Origin of the sequence: Corallococcus sp. AB049A (assembly GCF_003668885.1) — a bacterium.
In the GTDB taxonomy this organism is placed as follows: domain Bacteria; phylum Myxococcota; class Myxococcia; order Myxococcales; family Myxococcaceae; genus Corallococcus; species Corallococcus interemptor.
In genome coordinates, this window is sequence record NZ_RAWL01000180.1 from 1 (window position 1) to 16,556 (window position 16,556).

General features: G+C 70.2%; 13 protein-coding genes and 1 pseudogene. 6 read left to right on the forward strand and 8 right to left on the reverse strand.

The window, feature by feature from the left end; genetic code table 11:
- The coding region (locus D7X55_RS19985; RefSeq protein ID WP_147470151.1) for an RtcB family protein at positions 1-717 on the reverse strand (717 nt) is incomplete at its 3' end.
- Positions 718-899: 182 nt separating this feature from the next.
- Positions 900-2,753 (reverse strand): glycoside hydrolase family 15 protein, encoded by a 1,854-nt coding sequence (locus tag D7X55_RS19990; RefSeq protein ID WP_120546951.1) that lies wholly within the window; start codon positions 2,751-2,753, stop codon positions 900-902.
- 221 nt (positions 2,754-2,974) lie between these two features.
- Between D7X55_RS19990 and D7X55_RS19995 the strand changes: the two genes are divergently transcribed.
- The 5 genes from D7X55_RS19995 to D7X55_RS20015 all read left to right on the forward strand — a co-directional run bounded on the left by D7X55_RS19995 (position 2,975) and on the right by D7X55_RS20015 (position 8,704).
- Positions 2,975-3,403 carry a hypothetical protein gene (locus tag D7X55_RS19995; protein WP_147468251.1) on the forward strand — a complete coding sequence of 143 codons (429 nt, stop codon included), beginning with the start codon at positions 2,975-2,977 and terminating at the stop codon, positions 3,401-3,403.
- The gene (locus D7X55_RS20000) at positions 3,400-3,855 is read left to right on the forward strand and encodes a MarR family winged helix-turn-helix transcriptional regulator (protein WP_120546949.1); all 456 of its coding nucleotides are present in this window, start codon (positions 3,400-3,402) and stop codon (positions 3,853-3,855) included. Before D7X55_RS19995 ends, D7X55_RS20000 begins: the two co-directional genes overlap by 4 nt.
- Positions 3,856-3,940: 85 nt before the next feature.
- The gene (locus D7X55_RS20005; protein ID WP_233609949.1) at positions 3,941-5,791 is read left to right on the forward strand and encodes a bifunctional UDP-sugar hydrolase/5'-nucleotidase; all 1,851 of its coding nucleotides are present in this window, start codon (positions 3,941-3,943) and stop codon (positions 5,789-5,791) included.
- A gap of 31 nt (positions 5,792-5,822) precedes the next feature.
- Positions 5,823-7,349, forward strand: coding sequence for an aspartate ammonia-lyase (locus tag D7X55_RS20010; RefSeq protein WP_233609950.1), 1,527 nt, complete (start codon positions 5,823-5,825; stop codon positions 7,347-7,349).
- A gap of 11 nt (positions 7,350-7,360) precedes the next feature.
- Positions 7,361-8,704, forward strand: a complete 1,344-nt coding sequence (locus D7X55_RS20015) for a DUF2254 domain-containing protein (RefSeq protein ID WP_121723909.1) — start codon at positions 7,361-7,363, stop codon at positions 8,702-8,704.
- A gap of 10 nt (positions 8,705-8,714) precedes the next feature.
- Here the strand turns inward: D7X55_RS20015 and D7X55_RS20020 are convergent, their stop codons facing one another.
- Positions 8,715-10,271: a leucyl aminopeptidase gene (locus D7X55_RS20020; protein WP_121723910.1), complete on the reverse strand. Its 1,557-nt coding sequence runs from the start codon at positions 10,269-10,271 to the stop codon at positions 8,715-8,717.
- A gap of 147 nt (positions 10,272-10,418) precedes the next feature.
- Here D7X55_RS20020 and D7X55_RS20025 point away from each other — a divergent pair, with 147 nt between their 5' ends.
- Entirely contained in the window at positions 10,419-10,976 is a 558-nt protein-coding gene (locus D7X55_RS20025; RefSeq protein ID WP_120546975.1) for a hypothetical protein, read from the forward strand.
- 36 nt (positions 10,977-11,012) lie between these two features.
- Here D7X55_RS20025 and D7X55_RS20030 read toward each other — a convergent pair whose 3' ends face one another.
- From D7X55_RS20030 to D7X55_RS43430, 5 genes and pseudogenes are all read right to left on the reverse strand, one after another.
- The gene (locus D7X55_RS20030; RefSeq protein ID WP_120546945.1) at positions 11,013-12,605 is read right to left on the reverse strand and encodes an AbgT family transporter; all 1,593 of its coding nucleotides are present in this window, start codon (positions 12,603-12,605) and stop codon (positions 11,013-11,015) included.
- 27 nt (positions 12,606-12,632) lie between these two features.
- Positions 12,633-13,454 carry a DUF481 domain-containing protein gene (locus D7X55_RS20035; protein ID WP_121723911.1) on the reverse strand — a complete coding sequence of 274 codons (822 nt, stop codon included), beginning with the start codon at positions 13,452-13,454 and terminating at the stop codon, positions 12,633-12,635.
- Positions 13,455-13,661: 207 nt separating this feature from the next.
- Positions 13,662-14,846, reverse strand: coding sequence for an SGNH/GDSL hydrolase family protein (locus D7X55_RS20040; protein WP_233609951.1), 1,185 nt, complete (start codon positions 14,844-14,846; stop codon positions 13,662-13,664).
- 4 nt (positions 14,847-14,850) lie between these two features.
- On the reverse strand, positions 14,851-16,176 hold the full coding sequence (locus tag D7X55_RS43425; protein WP_158626401.1) for a hypothetical protein: 1,326 nt from the start codon (positions 16,174-16,176) through the stop codon (positions 14,851-14,853).
- Between the two features lie 23 nt (positions 16,177-16,199).
- Positions 16,200-16,556: pseudogene (locus D7X55_RS43430) on the reverse strand (hypothetical protein); the annotation flags it as partial.

The window sequence follows — 16,556 nt, forward strand, 5'->3', positions numbered from 1 at the left end:
GTCCACCACGGCCTCCACCCGCTGCACCTCCACGAAGTGGTTGCCTCCACCAATCGTCGCGAGCCCCGGGTCGCGCACCACGCCCTCCCGCCGCAGCCCGGTGGGCGCCCAGGCCGGGTCTCCCTCCAGCGCGCCGCCCAGGTGGACCCGCGCGGCCTCCCGGTCCAGCTGGCCCAGGTCCATCCGGGCCGCCATGCCCAGGGGCTGGCCTTCCGTCTCCAGGAGCCAGCCGGGCAGGCCGTCACGCAAGAGCGCCTCCAGGGCCCGCGAGCCCTGGGCCACGTCCCGCGTGCCGAAGAAATAGTGCCCCTTCATCCGCTCCACGAAGGCGTCGCGGCGGGCGAGGAAGGCCTCCACCGGGATGTCCGCGACGTGCAGGCGCATGCCGCAGTTGATGTCCGTGCCCACGGCGCCGGGGACCACCAGGCCCTCCGTGTGGACCACCGACCCGATGGCCACCCCGGAGTCCCCCGGATGGAAGTCCGGCGTCGCGCGCACCTGCTTCACGCGCCCTCCGTCGGGATGGTGGAGCGCGGCGAGCGCCGCGAGCTGCTGGAGCGCCTTGCCCTCCACCGGCAGGTCCGGCGGAAGGAGGACTTCAGCGGGTGGGGCATGGGGATCCGCCTGGAGGCGGACCGTGTAGACACGACCGTCGTAAGCAACGTCGAGCCCCTCGCGGGCAAGCGCCCGCAGGAGCCGGTTCAGTTTCGGCTGCATGACCTTCTCGGAATCTGACCCGGGCGGACTTCAAGGCCCGGGGGACGTGAGCGATGGATTCGAGACCTCGGGTCAGCAGCCGCGGCCGGGACGCCGGAGCGTCCGCGCTCCCTGGGACGCCCCAGCCCGCGCGGCCTGACAAGGCACGTGCGGGAGGGGCGTCGCCACGGAAGGGGATTCGCCTACGAGTACATCGTCGCCTTGGTTCCTTCGTCGAGGAAGTAGGCGCTGTTCACGAGCGCCAGATGGCTGAACGCCTGGGGGAAGTTGCCAATCATCCTGCGCTCCCCGGGCAGGTACTCCTCGGCGAGCAGCCCCACGTCGTTGCGGAGCCCCGCCACCTTGTTGAAGAGCTTTTGCGCGTCCTCGGTCCGCCCCAGGAGGTGGTAGGTGTTCGCGAGCCAGAAGGAGCAGGCGAGGAAGGCGCCCTCCTCGCCGGCGAGCCCGTCGGTGCCCGCCTCCGTCCGGTAGCGCAGCACCAGCCCCTTGGGCATCAGCTCCTCCTCGATGGCCCGCACCGTCCCGGCGATGCGGGGATCCTCCGGCGGGAGGAACCCGCTGAGCGGGATGAACAGCAGGCTCGCGTCCACTCCCTTCGAGCCGTAGTACTGCGTGAACGTCCCGCGCTTCGCGTCGTAGCCCTTCTCACACACCTCGTCGTGGATGGCCTGCCGCAGCTTCACCCACGGCGCCTTGTCCTCCTTCAGGCCGTACTTCTCGATGGCGCGGACCCAGCAGTCGATGACGATCCACGCCGACACCTTGGAGGCGGTGAACGACTGCTTCGGGCCGCGCATCTCCCAGATGCCGTGGTCCGGCTCCGTCCAGACCTCGGACACGCGCTTCGCGAGCGCCTTGAGCGCTTTGCCTCCACGCTCCGACAGCTTGCCCACCAGCTGCGCGTGGATGTAGAGGACCGCGGCGAACTCACCGAGCACGTCGAGCTGGAACTGCGAGTAGGCCCCGTTCCCGATGCGCACGGGCCGGGCCCCTTCGTAGCCCTTCAGCCAGTCCAGGGTGACCTCGGTGAGGCGGCGCTCGCCCCGGATGCCGTACATGATTTGAAGCTGGTCCGGCGCGCCACCAATGGCGTCCTCCAGCCAGTTGCCGAACGCGCCCGCTTCGTCCGTGAGGTCCGCGCGCATGAACGCGTTCAGCGTCAGGACCGAGTCGCGGATCCAGCAGAACCGGTAGTCCCAGTTGCGCTCCCCGCCCGGCGTCTCCGGGAGCCCGAAGGTGGGCGCGGCGACCAGCGCCCCCGACGGTTGGTAGCTGCACGCCTTGAGGGTGATCAGCGAGCGGATGACCACGTCCTGGTGCTGGGGGGGCAGCCGCAGCCGCGAGGCCCAGTCCTCCCAATAGGCCTCCGTCTCCCGCAGGGCGGTCTCGGGATCCAGCGCCTCGGGGACGCCGTCGTAGGGCCGGGCCCAGGAGAGCACGAAGGGGACCCGCTGGCCGGCCTGGATGGTGAACTCCGACTCGAAGGGCGGTGGATCCTCGCTGGTGCCGCCTCGCAGGAACACGGCATCCGGCCCGGCGACGGCGGAGGAACTCCCATCCCGCCTGCCCACCAGGGGGACGGTGTAGCCGTTGGCGAACCGGGGACGCAGCTCGGAGCGCATCTCCACCGTGCCCCGGACCCCCTCCACCCAGCGCACCAGGTGGGGGCTTCCCTTGCGGATGGGCATGAAGTCCACGACGCGCACCGCGCCCGTGTCCGTCTCGAATTCCGTCTCCAGGATGAGGGTCTTGCCGCGGTAGCGGCGCCGCACGTCACGCACGGCCGCCTTGGGCGCGAGCTTCCACCGGCCGTTGTCGGGGGTCCCCAGCAGGGACGTGAAGCACGCGTCCGAGTCGAAGTCCGGGAGGCAGAGGAAGTCGACGGAGCCATCCCGGCCCACGAGCGCGGCCGTGTAGAGGTCTCCGAGGAGCGCATGGTCTTCAATGAGCAGGCCGGGCTCCGCCCGGGTCTTGTCTCCCCAGCCTGTCCTGGGCGCCTCCTTCGTTCGTGAGGACTCGGACTCTGTCGAAATCATGGCGTGACTCCCGGATTGTGTGAGGGGGCACGGAAAAGGTAGGCGCCGGCACCCCGGATGAAATCCCCAGGGGAGGCAGCGGACAGGGGCCACACGGGACGTGCGCCTGAACAAAGCAGGAACGGCGGCGAAGCGGTTCCTGCCCCGGCTGCGATATGACCCCAGACCCCAGGAGCCCGCATGGGAATGGCTGGCACGGTGGATTGGAAGGGAGCGCGCTCATGACGGTGGCTGTCCTAAGGGCCCAGGCCCCGGAATTCGATGTGGCGTCCGTGTTGGATCGCTTCCCGGAATGCCACCCGGATGCCGTCTGGCTTCAGGGCGAGCAGCGGCGCCAGGGGCGGCACTCGACGTCCGGCTTCAACGTCACCCTGGTGCCGGACGGGGAGGGCACGCTGCACGGGCCCGTGGTCGCCGCCCGCCGGCAGCTGGAGCTGCTGGCCCCGCTGCTCGCGGAGCTGCGGCAGCTGGCCGTGCCCTGCGTCGTGGACTTCGGGCTGTTCGTCGGAAGCGCGCTGCACTTCGCCAGCTCCATCCACTTCCCGCCCGACGACGTCCGGTGGTTCGCGGACCAGGGCATCGCCCTGGCCGTCTCCGCCTACCCCACGGCGGACGAGGGGCCGGAGGACAGCTCCGGGAACCTGCAATGAGCCCCAGGAGCGCCCCCCCGTGGGACCCGGAAGCCGTCCCGACCTTCTGGATCAACCACGCGTCCCGGCTCCTGATGCGCCACTTCGAGCAGCGCCTGCGGCCGCTCGAGTTCGGCATGGCCTACCTGCCGGTGGCCATCGCGCTGGAGGAGCAGGGGCCGCTCCTGCAGAAGCAGCTGGCGGAGTACGCGCACGTCGAGCAGCCCACCATGGCCGCGCTCCTCACGCGCATGGAGCGCGACGGGCTCATCCAGCGCGAGCCGCATCCGGACGACAAGCGCGCGACCCGCATCTCGCTGTCCGCGAAGGGCCGCGGGCGCCTGCCGCAAGCCAAGGCCCAGCTGGCCCGGGTCGCGGAGCAGGCGACGGCGGGCTTCAGCGAGCGCGAGCGCGCCACCTTCATGTCGCTCCTGCACCGCGTGGTGGCCAACCTCGACTCCACGGCCGGGTGAATCCAGACGGAATGTCAGGGCAGTGGGGTAGGGTGCGCGACCCTCCGGAAGATTTCCTTCCGGCATGACTCAAGCTCGAGGCCTCGTGAACCGCTCCTCCTTCCTGCTGCGCGCGCTGCGCACCGGCACGTTCTGTCTCGTGGGCGCCAGCTCGCTGCTGACCGCCTGTGACTCCAACGACGACCCGCCCGTGGAACCGCCTCCGGTGGACCGGTCGCCGCGCACGCTGACGCTGCTGCAGACCAGCGACCTGCACACCAACATCTTCCCGTGGGACTACTTCACCGGGAAGCCGGACGCGAAGCGCGGCCTCGCCAAGGTGGCCACGCTCATCAAGCAGGAGCGCGCGAAGAACCCGGACTGCACGCTGCTCGTGGACACCGGCGACACCATCCAGGGGTCGCCGCTGGGCACCTACTACGCCCAGGTGGACAACGCGTCCAAGCACCCCATGGCCACCGCCATGAACGAGCTGGGCTACGCCGCCATGGCCATGGGCAACCACGAGTTCAACTACGGCCAGGACGTCCTCAACAAGTTCAAGGGCGAGGCGAACTTCCCCCTGCTCGGCGCCAACGTGCGCAAGAGCTCGGACGGCTCGGAGGCCTTCACCCCGTACGTCATCACCACGGTGTGCGACGTGAAGGTCGGCATCCTCGGCCTGGTGACGCCGGGCGTGGCCACGTGGGAGCGCAAGGACAACATCACCGGGCTGCGCTTCGATGAACCGCTGGAGATCGCGAAGACCTACGTGCCGAAGATGAAGGCGGCGGGCGCGGACGTGGTGGTGGTGGCCATCCACGGCGGCCCGGACAAGCAGCCGACGGGCAGCGCGTCCAGCCCCGAGTCGTGGCTCGCGGACTACGCGGACCCCACGAAGTGGACCGACCGCGGCAACCTCACCGCCGAGAACCAGGCCGTGCAGATTGCCCAGCAGGTGGCGGACGTGGACGTGCTCCTCACCGGCCACACCCACCAGCCCATCCCGAAGATGCTGCTGAAGCAGCAGGATGGCCGTGAGGTCCTCCTCACCCAGCCCAACCGCTGGGGCAGCCACCTGGCCGACGTGCAGCTCAACGTCACCTGGAGCGGCGAGCGCTGGGGCGTGGACGCGCACGACTCGAAGCTCCACGCGGTGGACGAGACGGTGGCGGAGGATGCCAACGTCAAGCAGCTCACCCAGGCCGCCCACGACACCACGGTGGCCTACGTGAACCAGAAGATTGGCAGCACCACGGAGGCCTTCACGGGCGGCTTCCCCGGCCGCTACGTGGACAGCGCGCTGGCGGACCTGCTCAACGTCGTGCAGGAGGAGGCCGCGAAGGAGGCCGGCTTCCCCGTGGACCTGTCCGCGACCGCCCTGTTCTCCAATGACGTCGCGCTGCCCAAGGGGGACGTCACCCTGCGTGACGCCTACAGCGTCTACATCTACGACAACACGCTGTACGTGATGGAGATCAACGGCTCCATCCTCCGGCGCGCGCTGGAGATGAACACGCTGTACTTCAAGCAGCTGGACCCGGCCAACCTACCCGTGAAGCCCGCGGACGCGAAGGCCACCACGCCCGTGGTCGCGGACTACAACTGGGACCTCTACTCGCACATCGACTACGGCTATGACCTGACGAAGCCCGCGGGCTCGCGGCTCACGCACCTGCGCTTCAACGGCCAGGACGTGCGGGACGACCAGCTCTTCCGCATCGCGGTGAACAACTACCGCGGCGGTGGCGGAGGCGGCTACAGCATGTTCAAGGAGGGCACCCTGCTGTGGTCCTCCGCGGACGGCGTGCGGGACTACGTCGCGCGCTACATGCAGGAGCACCAGAACCTGTCGCCGGACGCGGTGAACACCTGCAACTTCACGCTCACGCCGGACCTGTACTCGCATTACTTCCAGGCCACGCTCGGCCCCGCGAAGTGCGCGCCCGTGAAGTGAGGGAGGGGACGCTCCGGGGAGCCCGGAGGGCATGTCCCTCCGGGCGTCCCGCGTCCCTACGTTCGCGGTGATGGCCGACCCGCGCGCGGAAGAGACGTTCCAGAAGAGCATCCACACGCTGACGCCGGATGGCGCCTGGCCCCGGACCGAAACGGACGGCCTGGGCTCCCGGCGGCTCCCGGCGGACGCCTACTGGGGCATCAACGTCAGCCGCGCGCTGGACAACTTCGCCATCAGCGGGCGCCCCATCTCCATCCATCCCGACCTGCTCTTCGGCTACGCGTGCGTGAAGCAGGCCGCGGCGCGCGCGAACGCGCAGCTGGGCGTGCTGGACGCGACGCGGGCCTCGCTCATCGACCGGGCCTGCGAGGACATCAAGTCCGGCGGGCTGCACGACCAGTTCATCGTGGACGTCATGCAGGGCGGGGCGGGCACCTCCACGAACATGAACTTCAACGAGGTCATCGCCAACCGGGGCCTGGAGCTGGCCGGCCGCCCCAGGGGCGACTACGCGCACCTGGACCCGAATGACCACGTGAACCGCAGCCAGAGCACCAACGACACCTACCCCACGGCGCTCAAGGTCGGGCTGATGCTGTCCCTGGAGCGCCTGCTGGCGGAGCTCCACCTGCTGGAGCAGGCGTTCCGCGACAAGGGGGAGGAGTTCGCGGGCATCGTGAAGATTGGCCGCACGCAGCTCCAGGACGCCGTGCCCATGACGCTCCAGCAGGAGTTCGAGGGCTTCGCCATCACGCTGGCCCGGGAGCACACCAGCCTGGAGACCGTCATCCGCCGCCTGGAGGAGGTCAACCTGGGGGCCACGGCGATTGGAACGGGCATCGCCGCGGACCCGCGCTTCGCGGAGGCCGTGCGCCAGCACCTGGCGGACATCACCGGGCGGCCCATCGTCACCGCGTCGAACCTCATCCAGGCGACCCCGGACGTGGGCGCCTTCATGGAGGTGTCCGGCACCCTCAAGCGCACCGCGATGAAGCTGTCGAAGATCTGCAATGACCTGCGGCTGCTGGGCTCCGGCCCCCAGGCGGGCTTCAACGAAATCAACCTCCCGCCCGTGCAGGCGGGCTCCAGCATCATGCCGGGCAAGGTGAACCCGGTGATTCCGGAGGTCGTCAACGCGGTGGCGTTCGTGGTCGCCGGAGGCGACGTGACGCTGACCATGGCCGCGGAGGCGGGGCAGTTGCAGCTCAACGCCTTCGGGCCGGTGATGGCCCACGTGCTCTTCGAAAACCTCAAGTACATGACCGCCGCCATGGCCACGCTGCGCGTCAACTGCGTGCGGGGCATCACCGCCAACAAGGAGCGGCTGGAGCGCCAGATGGAGTCCTTCGTGGGCGTCATCACCGCCCTGATTCCGCACATCGGCTACGCGCCCGCGGCACGGCTGGCGAGGGAGGCCCTGGCCACCAACGCCCGCATCGCGGACCTGGTGGTGTCCGCCGGGCTGCTGACGCGCGAGCAGCTGGCGGAGCTGCTCACCGTGGAGCGGCTGACCCGGAGCCAGCCGGTGGCGGCCCCGGAAGAAGAGGGCACGCCGTAGGCGGGGGCCGCATGTCCGTCCGCCTCCTGCGCCGGTTCTTCCGCGAGCCCTACTGGTGGGTCCTGGGCGGGGTGATTGCCGCGGGCGTGCTGCTGGGCATCGCGCTCGCCCGCGTGCAGTCGGACACGGCGCCGGGCATCTTCGGGCATGCGTGGCCGGGCGACCTGGACGACACCCGGGGCGCGCTGGGGGCGCTGCTCGGATTCCAGATCACCGTGCTCACCATCGTCCTCTCGCTGAACGCGCCGTTCATCCAGTCCGCCGCGAACCAGTACTCGCCGCGGCTGGTGCCCATCTACCTGAAGAGCGCGCCGCTGCGCCGGGCCCTGCCGTTCTTCGCCCTCTCCAGCAGCTTCATCCTCGCGGCCATCCGGGAGCTGGGCGTCATCGAGGACCACGGCGTCAGGCCCCGGCCCGTGCTGTCGGTGGCCATCTTCCTGATGGTGGTCGCGCTGTGCCTGCTCATCGTCTTCCTGGTCCGCACCTTCCGCTTCCTGCGCGTGGAGCGCGTGCTCGGGCTCGTCCAGCACCTGATTGTCTCCGCGACGGAGCGGCGCATCCAGGCCCGGCTCAAGCGGCTGCCGCTCAACCCCGCCGTGGCCCTGCGGCTGCCGCCGGATGCGCCCGCGCTCCTGGCCGCTGCCTCCGGCTACCTCGCGGACGTGGACCTCCAGGCCCTCACGCGGCTCGCGCGCAGGTGGGGCGTGCGGGTCCGCGTCTGCATCACCGTGGGCGAGTACATCGACCAGGGGGACGTCGTCGGCTGGGTGGTGGCGGACGGCGGGGGGCCCCTGGATGCCCACGTGCTCCAGGAGCTCACCTCCACGTTGATCATCACCGCGGCGCGCGAGCCGGACTGCGACCCCTCCCTGGGGCTGCGCATCCTCGTGGACGTGGCGAACCGGGCGCTGAACTCGTCCTCGAACGACCCGTACACGGCCCGGCAGGCGCTCCAGCAGATCCGCTCGGTGATGCGCCGGCTGGCGGGCCTGCCGCAGGGGGACTGGAACGTCGTGGACCCGGATGGCCGGGTTCGCGTCTCCCTGGTGGCGCTGCGCCTGCGCGACTACCTCTTCCTCGCCGTGGACGGCCCCCTGCATTCCGCGGGGGGCGACCCGGAGGTGCTGGAGGAGGTGCTTCAAATCGCCCTCACCGTGGGCCTGGCCGCGCGCGACGTGGAGGACCGCGCCGCGGCCCACTCGCTCCTGGCCCGCGTGCTCGCGGAGGTCCAGGCGTCCCCGGACCAGGCGCGGTTCCACCGGCTGCTCGCCCAGGCGGAGCGCGTGCGGGCCTCCTTCCAGGGCGAGCGCCGCACGCGCGTCGAGCGGGGACGCGCGGACTGGCTGCCGGACTGACGCGCGCTTCTCAGTGGCGCGTTTCGCGGGTGGGCTTGAAGCCCATGAGGAAGTCGATGAGCAGGCGCGTGCCGTAGCCCGTCGCGCCCTTGCTGCGCCAGGCGTTGTCGCGCTCGGCCCGCGCCGTGCCCGCCATGTCGATGTGCGCCCACGGCAGCCCGCCCACGAACTCTTCCAGGAAGAGGCCCGCGGTGATGGCCCCGGCGTTCTCCCCGCCCACGTTCTTCAGGTCCGCCACCTCCGACTCCAGCTCCGGGCGCAGGCGCCGATCCAACGGCAGCTGCCACACGGTGTCGCCGGTGCGCTCACCGGAGTCCTTCACCTGCTCCACGAGCGCCTGGTCATTGCCGAGGACGCCCGCGCTCAGGAGCCCCAGCGCGCGCTGACACGCCCCGGTGAGCGTGGCGATGTCCACGATGGCGTCGGGGCGGGGGGACTGCTCGGTGGACAGCACCAGCGCGTCGGACATCACCAGGCGCCCTTCCGCGTCGGTGTTGATGACCTCCACCGTCTTGCCGCCGCGCACCGTCAGCACGTCCCCCAGCTTCATGGCCGTGCCCGAGGGCATGTTGTCGGTGCACATGAGGTACGCCGTCACCGCCGTCCGGCAGCCCAGGGACTTGAGCGCCGTCATCGCCGCGAGGATGGCGCCCGCGCCGGACATGTCGCCCTTCATGGTCGCGTGGACCAGGTCGTTGGGCTTCAGGCCCAGGCCGCCCGAGTCGAACATGATGCCCTTGCCCACCAGCGAGACGCGGCCCACGGGCTGCACGGCCTCGCCCTTGCTGCCTCTGGGCGTGTACGTCAGCTTGATCATCCGCGGAGGCTCCGCGCTGCCCGCGTTGACGCCCAGCAGCCCGCCGCACCCGAGCCGGGCCAGGGCCTCTCCGTCGAAGACCTCGACCTCCAGGCCGCAGCGCTTCGCCAGGCCTTCGGCCACCTCCGCCATGCGCGCGGCGGTCAGCAGGGTGGCGGGCGCGTTGGACAGGTCGCGCGCGAACGCCGTGGCCCGCGCGTGGATGCCCCCGCGCACCATGCCCTGCTCCACCGCGTCCGTGTCCTCCTGGCCCGCGACGAGCGTCAGGCTTTCGAGCGGCGGCTCCTGCTCCGACTGCCGCTTGTAGGGCCGGTAGCGGTAGCGGGCGAGCAGCACGCCCTCGGTCAGGGCCTGCGCGGCGAGCTCCACCGGGACGCTCCCCAGCTCCGGCAGCTGGAGCGCGAGCCGCGTCTGCTGGCCCACGGCGCGCGCGAACGCGGCGGCCGCGTCCCGGAGCCTTCCGGCATCCAGCCCGGCCTTCCCGCCCACGCCGACGACGACGAGCGGCGGACCGTCCTTCTGGGGGACCACGAGTGTCTGGCCGGCCTTGCCCTCGAAGCCCGCCGCCTTGAGGAACGCGGCGTCGACGCCGGCGCCCTTCACCCCTTCGCCCGTCCCCACGAAGGTGCCGACGCAGCCGGCATCCTTGGGGAGGGAGGGTGAGACGGCGAGCTTCGTCTCCTCCGGCGGTTCAATGGAAGGAGCGGGGTGGAACTCGGCCTGCGCGCGCGAATGAAACGAGGTCAACATGGAAGCCTCCTGTTGGAGGAACTGGGCACGGCTCCAGGAGGGTGCAACATCCAGAAGGCCACTCGCCCCTGCCTCCGGGAGCGGTTTGCCGGCGGATGGCCGGTGTGGATGTTCCGCCACGCCATCCTCATGGAGGGGGAAAAGCCCATGCGAACACTGCCGTCGAAGCGGATGTCATTGCTCACCGAGCGCGAAGCCCAGCTCGTCCTGTCCAGCGCGCCACGCAACCTGGCCGAACTGTCGCCCCGCGAGCTGCGCGGCCGCATCCAGCGCACGCGCCGCCTGATGGAGAAGTACCAGGACGCCGCGCAACGCCAGCGCAGGGAGGCGCTTCGCAAGACGGCGCCCTCGCGCTCCCGCCGCGCGGAAGGCAACCGCAACACGCTCCAGAAGGCGCAGTACTTCGCCCTCACCCTGGAGCGCTTCGAGAAGCGGCTCGCCCTGCTGGAGCGCAAGGAGCAGGTCCGCACCCGCGCCGCGAGCCGCCCTGCCTCCCGGCGCACGACGCGCGTGGCCACCGGAGGCCGCAAGCCCGCGCGCCGCCCGCGCGCCGCCGGCCGCACCGCGAAGGCTCCGGGACAGCGCAAGTCCCGCCAGAAGCAGGGAGGCGCCCTGAAGCAGGAGCGCTTTCCCTCCCTCAAGCGGCAGGTCGCGGCCTCCACCAGGGGCCGCCGGACCCAGGGCCGGCGCGACGCGCGGCGCTGACGGCCGGGGCATCCGGGGGGCGGCGCTTTCCGCCGCCTACCCGAGCCCCCAGGGCAGTCCCAGCACCTGCCAGGCCACCAGCAGCGCAATCCAGATGGCGAAGACCACCACCACGTACGGGAGCATCAAGGCCACCACGGTCCCCACGCCCGCGTCCTTCTGGTACTTCTGGGCGAAGGTGACGATGAGCGCGAAGTAGGCGTTCAGCGGTGAGATGGCATTGAACGGACCGTCGCCCACGCGGTAGGCGGCGAGCACGGCCTCCGGGTCCACGTTCAGCCGCATCAGCAGCGGCACGAACACGGGCGCGAAGATGGCCCACTTCGGAATGGCCCCCGTCATGATGAGGTCCAGCACGGCCACGACGAGCACGAACCCGACGAGCAGCGGCAGCGCCCCCAGGCCCGCGTGCTCCAGCGCGTCGCCCACCTTCACGGCCGCGAGGGTCGCCATGTTCGTGTAGGTGAACAGGGCGATGAACTGGCTGATGATGAAGAGCAGGAAGATGAGGCCGCCCAGTCCGGCCACCGCCTTCTCCATGGCCTTGATGACGTCCACGCTGTTCTTGAGCGTCCCCGCGCCCACGCCATAGGCGGCCCCCGTCACCAGGAACAGCACGGTGATGGCGACGATGAGGCCGTTCATGAACGGCGAGTCCCCGACGAGCGCGCCCGTCTCCGGGTTGCGCAGCGGCGCCCCCGGCGGCAGCGCCAGCAGCCCGAAGAACACCAGCACGCCCACGAGCCCCCAGAACGCGAACTTCAGCCCGCGCGACTCCTCCGGGGACAGCTTCGCGCCCGTCGTGGCCGGCTTCTCACCCTTGTATTCACCCAGCCGGGGTTCAATCAGCTTGTCGCTGATGAGCGACACCACGAGGGTCAGCATCACCACCGACGCGACGGAGAACCAGAAGTTCGCCGTCAGGTCGATGGAGCGCTCCGGCGCCATGATGTGGATGGCGTCGTTGGTGATCTCCGTGAGGATGCCGTCCAGCGGTTTGATGAGGATGTTGACGGTGAAGACCGCGGCGACACCGGCGAACGACGCCGCCAGCCCGGCGAGCGGATGCCTGCCCACGGTGAGGTACGCCGCCGCCGCCAGGGGAATCAGCACCAGGTAGCCGGCATCCGCGGCGATGCTGGACAGGATGCCCACGAACACCAGGATGTACGTGAGGGCCCGGGCCGGAGCGACGGCCACCAGCTTGCGGATCAACGCGCCCACCAGGCCCGCCGCGTCCGCGACGCCCACGCCCAGCATGGCGACGATGATGACGCCCACCGCGTTGAAGTCCATGAAGTGCTGCACGACGCCCGCGAACATGAAGCGCAGGCCCTCGCCCGTCAGCAGGCTCTTCGCGGCGGTGGTCGTCTCCTCCAGTTGGTGGGTGTCCGGGTTGATGGTCTCGTAGGTGACGCTCGCGCCCAGCCGGTAGAAGAGGTGGGAGAGCACCATCACCAGCGCAATCAGCGCGACGAAGATGACCGCGGGGTGGGGCACCTTGTTGCCCACCCGCTCGATGGCGTCGAGCACCCGCTCCATGCCCTTCTTCTTCGGCGGCGCCTGGCGCTGCTTCTTCTTCGCCTCGCCGGGGGCCTGGATGTCGTCGAAATGAGCCGCTTTGGCCATGGGAGTGCTGCTCCTTTCCAATCCCGCTCAGAGCTCCAGCTCGCCGCCCACCGAAAGCGAGGTATCCGTCCGGACCTTGCCCTGCGCGGGGACGCTGTCGTGTTGCAGTTCGAAGAACGTGGTGAACGCGAAGCGGTCCGTCAGGTGCACGGACAGCTTCGTGGTGGAGTCCAGGAGCACGCGCGTGTCCCCGAAGATGTCCGGCAGGAGGATGGCGTCCTCTCGCAGGTGCACCCGCTCGTTGATGTCGTAGCGGAACGCCACGCCCACGGCGGGCGACCACAGGGTCACGTCCGGCAGGTTCTCGCGCGTGGGGAAGTACTGGAAGCGGCGGTCCTTCGCGTAGCCCGCGCCCAGGTACGTGCGCAGGAAGAGCTCCTTCTCCTTCTTCTTGCGCTCCAGGACCGTGAGGCCGACGCCCAGCTCCGTCTCCACGCGCAGCTCCAGGCTGGCGGGCTGGTCCGCCTCCGCGCCGGCGAAGCCGTAGACGCTGAAGAGGGGCGTGAAGCGGTAGTCCGCGCGCGCCCAGCCGCCGAGCGTCTTCGCCGTGTCCTCCCGCTCCTCCTCACCCTCGGCGGCCGCGTTGCCGTACGCGCCATCCGCCTCCAGGGTGAGGGCCCACACCGGCGAGTCGTACTCCGCCAGGGCATCGCCCGTGAGGGTGAAGGCGCGGCTGTTGCCGGAGAAGAAGGAGGCCCCCAGCCCGAACGAACCCGTCCAGGGCCCTTCCTCCTCTTCGTCGTCCTCGGCCGCCGCCGCGACGGAGGCCGGAGAGGAGGCGTCCTCCGCGTCGGGAGGAGGCGAGGGCGTCTGGGCCATGGCCGCGATGAGGACGAAGAATGGACTCATGGGTGCCTTGGGGAAGGAGGAGCCCTGCCCGTCCCGGTGTGCTGGGGGAGGGGCGGCCTCGGTGGTTCTCGGAGGCCTCCTCGGGTTCCACGCAACCTTCGACACGCACCCTGCGTGCGGCAATCACAGGCAGGCATGCCAGGGGATGGCACCCTTGCGCCGCCGCTCGTCAGAACGTGATGAGGATTGGGTTTGGGGGCGCCCGGTTCAGGGGCGCACGACGTCCTGGATGAACCGGCTCAGCGACTCCGCCATCTTCTGGTGCGTGGCGGCGGACGGATGCCAGTCCTCGCCAACGCCGTCCATGAAGCGGTTCTGCACGGCCATGGCGTGGCGGTGGATGCGGGTGTCGCCCTGTTGCCGCCGCTCCGCCACGAGCTGGGAGATCCACTCGCCGGCGTGCACGGACGTCACCACGCCCTGCTGTTCCTGGCGCTTGAAACCATCCGTCATGCTGCCCAACGTGCAGATGATGTGCGCGCGGGGATGCAGCGCGCGGAGCCGCGCGAGGAAGGCCCGGTAGGCGGACTTGAAGGCCGCTTCGTCCGGCAGGAACGCGGCGGTGCCCGTGCCCGCCAACGTGTCGTTGGTGCCGGCGTTGAGGACGATGACGTCCGGCGAGCCGGTGGAGAAGTCCCAGGCGGCGGGATGGTCCGGAACGGCGCGCTCGTAGATGGCGGGGATCAGCCCGGACGTGGTCTGGTCCAGGTTGCGGTACACGCCGTGGCCCGAATAGCAGACGAACGTGGCCTCAGCGCCCAGGGCCTTCGCCGTGAGCCAGGCGTAGCCACGTCTGGGATTCTGGTTCTTCGACGTGAAGGAGGGAATCCCGGAGAAGGCCAACGCCGGGATGAAGGTGGCGTCGGTGCTGTAGGCGCAGGTGATGGAGTCCCCGACGAACTCCATCCGAAGCCCCGTGTGCGAAGGGGGCGGCTCCCGGAACTCGCCGTGCACGTCGAGCGACAGCAGCGTGCTGACGCCCACCATGGACTCGGTGCGCTTGATGACCTCCACCGTGTGGAGGCCCACGGGGAGTCCCGTGGCCAGCACGTAGCTGCCCTGGCCGGGCCGCACCGCGAGCAGCGTGGGCGGTGCGCCGTCCACCGCGATGTCGAAGTGGTTGGTCCCCACGTCGCCGCCCGGGCCCGCGTCGTCCAGCCGCATCCGCACGGCGTCGCCGAAGAAGCTCGCGCGAACCGTCACGCCGGGATGGGCGAAGACGACGCCGGATTCAGAGCGGTACGTCCGGCCCACGTAGCGCACCCGCGCGTCCGAGGCCGGAATGCTCACCCATGGCATGGAAGGGTCTCCCGGAGCGGGGGAGGGGGCCGTGCACGCGGCCAGCAAGAGGCCGGTGCAGAGCCAGACGGCCTGGAGTCCTCGTGTGGACATGGGGTCAGGGTCCCGCGAAGAGATACGAGCCGTGCATGAAGATGAAGTTCACCTTGTAGTCCGCCTGCCAGTTCACCTTCGCGGGGGACTCGTCCTCGGCGTAGATGATAACCCCGGGGGCGCCGTCCGGCGTCCGCCTGATGACCAGGTCGACGGTCGACACGTCACGGCTGGACTGGGCGACGAGCGCACCCGCGTTGTCCAGGACCCCTCCGCCTCCGGCGTAGGAGAGGGCGTGCTCCGGGTACGCGCCATACGTCCCCACGAGGGTCGCCTGGCCCTGATTGGAGATGTGCCACAGCTGCTGGCGGCTGGTGGAGCTGGAGTCGGTGAGCGCCATCCGGAACCCCGTCGAGTCCGCACGCGCATCGATATAGGCCCATCTGTCCGGCAATCCCACGACCGGGAGGACCGTGGTCCGGTCCGGGGCCTGCACGCTCGCGGTGCCGTAGTCGCCCCGGATGAGGAGGTAGTTCTCCGCGTTCCACGCGACCGGATACTGCTGGTCCGTCACGACCGCCCCGTGGGTGTCGTAGTACCGCCAGCCTGCCTTGTCCTCCGTGCAGTTGTAGATGATGGAGCCGGTGCCCGCCTGCATGATGAAGGTCCGGATGCCGACGTCCGCCGGGCACCCGGGCGTCGGAACCACGGGGTCGTTCTTGAAACCCTCGTCGGGGTAGGTGTGCGCACCGTCCTTGATGGGGAAGCCATCCGGAACGAAGACCCGGAGCCGGTTCGGGCCCATGCCATCGTCGACGTAGTAGATGCGGCCACTGGGGGAGACCGTCGCATCGGGCCTGCCGGCGCCGCAGCCAAAGCCCACCTGCACGCGCGAGGGACTCAGGACGCTGGCGATGGCGTCCCGGTAGCAGGCGCCCTCGGAGAGCGTGCCCCAGATGAGCACGTCGTTGCCGGCCACCGGCTCGCTGTGGCACCGGTTGTCCGCGTCGCAGGTCGCCGCCCAGAGATAGCCCGACTCGCAGTCCGTGTTGCTGTTGCACCGGCCCTCCTGGAGGAGACACAGCTTCTGCGTCTCGTCGCAGGTCTCATGGGCCTTGCAGTCCGCCGAGGACGTGCACGCGCTCGCCGCCAGCACGCAGGTGTTGTCCGCGTTGCACGTCTCCCACGCCTCGCAATGCGCGTTCTTCGCGCACCGCCCCGCGCGCAGCTCGCAGCGCCGGTCCGTCGTGCAGGCCTCCCAGGCATTGCACTCGCCGTCACCGCCGCACCCGACGCAGACGCCTTCCTGGCAGCTCAGGCCCGGAAGGCAGTCCTTGGCGGACTCGCACAGGCCCTCGGACGTGCTGGTACACGCTGTCAGCAACAGCACCACCCCCACCATGCATGCACGAATCAAAACCGGCCCCCCACGTTGAGCTTGCCGCCGCCGCGGCCATCCGTATCGAACGACACCCCGGACAGACCCCAGAGGGTGAGCCCGGTCAGCGCGGCGACGCCGCCGCCAATCATCAGCGTGTTCGCCAGCAGGCTGGAGGACTTCGCCTGGTCGAACCTGGAGCGGTCCCCCGCCACCAGGCGCCCCTCCGTGTAGCGGGTCGACAGGTCGTTGTTCAGGCTGCGGCTGCGCAGACCGAAGGCGCCACCCGCGCCCACCAGCACCGCGCCGCCAATGGCCGTGTAGATGCCCGCCTTGCGCATCCACCCGGACGACCGCGGCGCGGGCGCTTCATCGTCCACGTAGGGCGACTC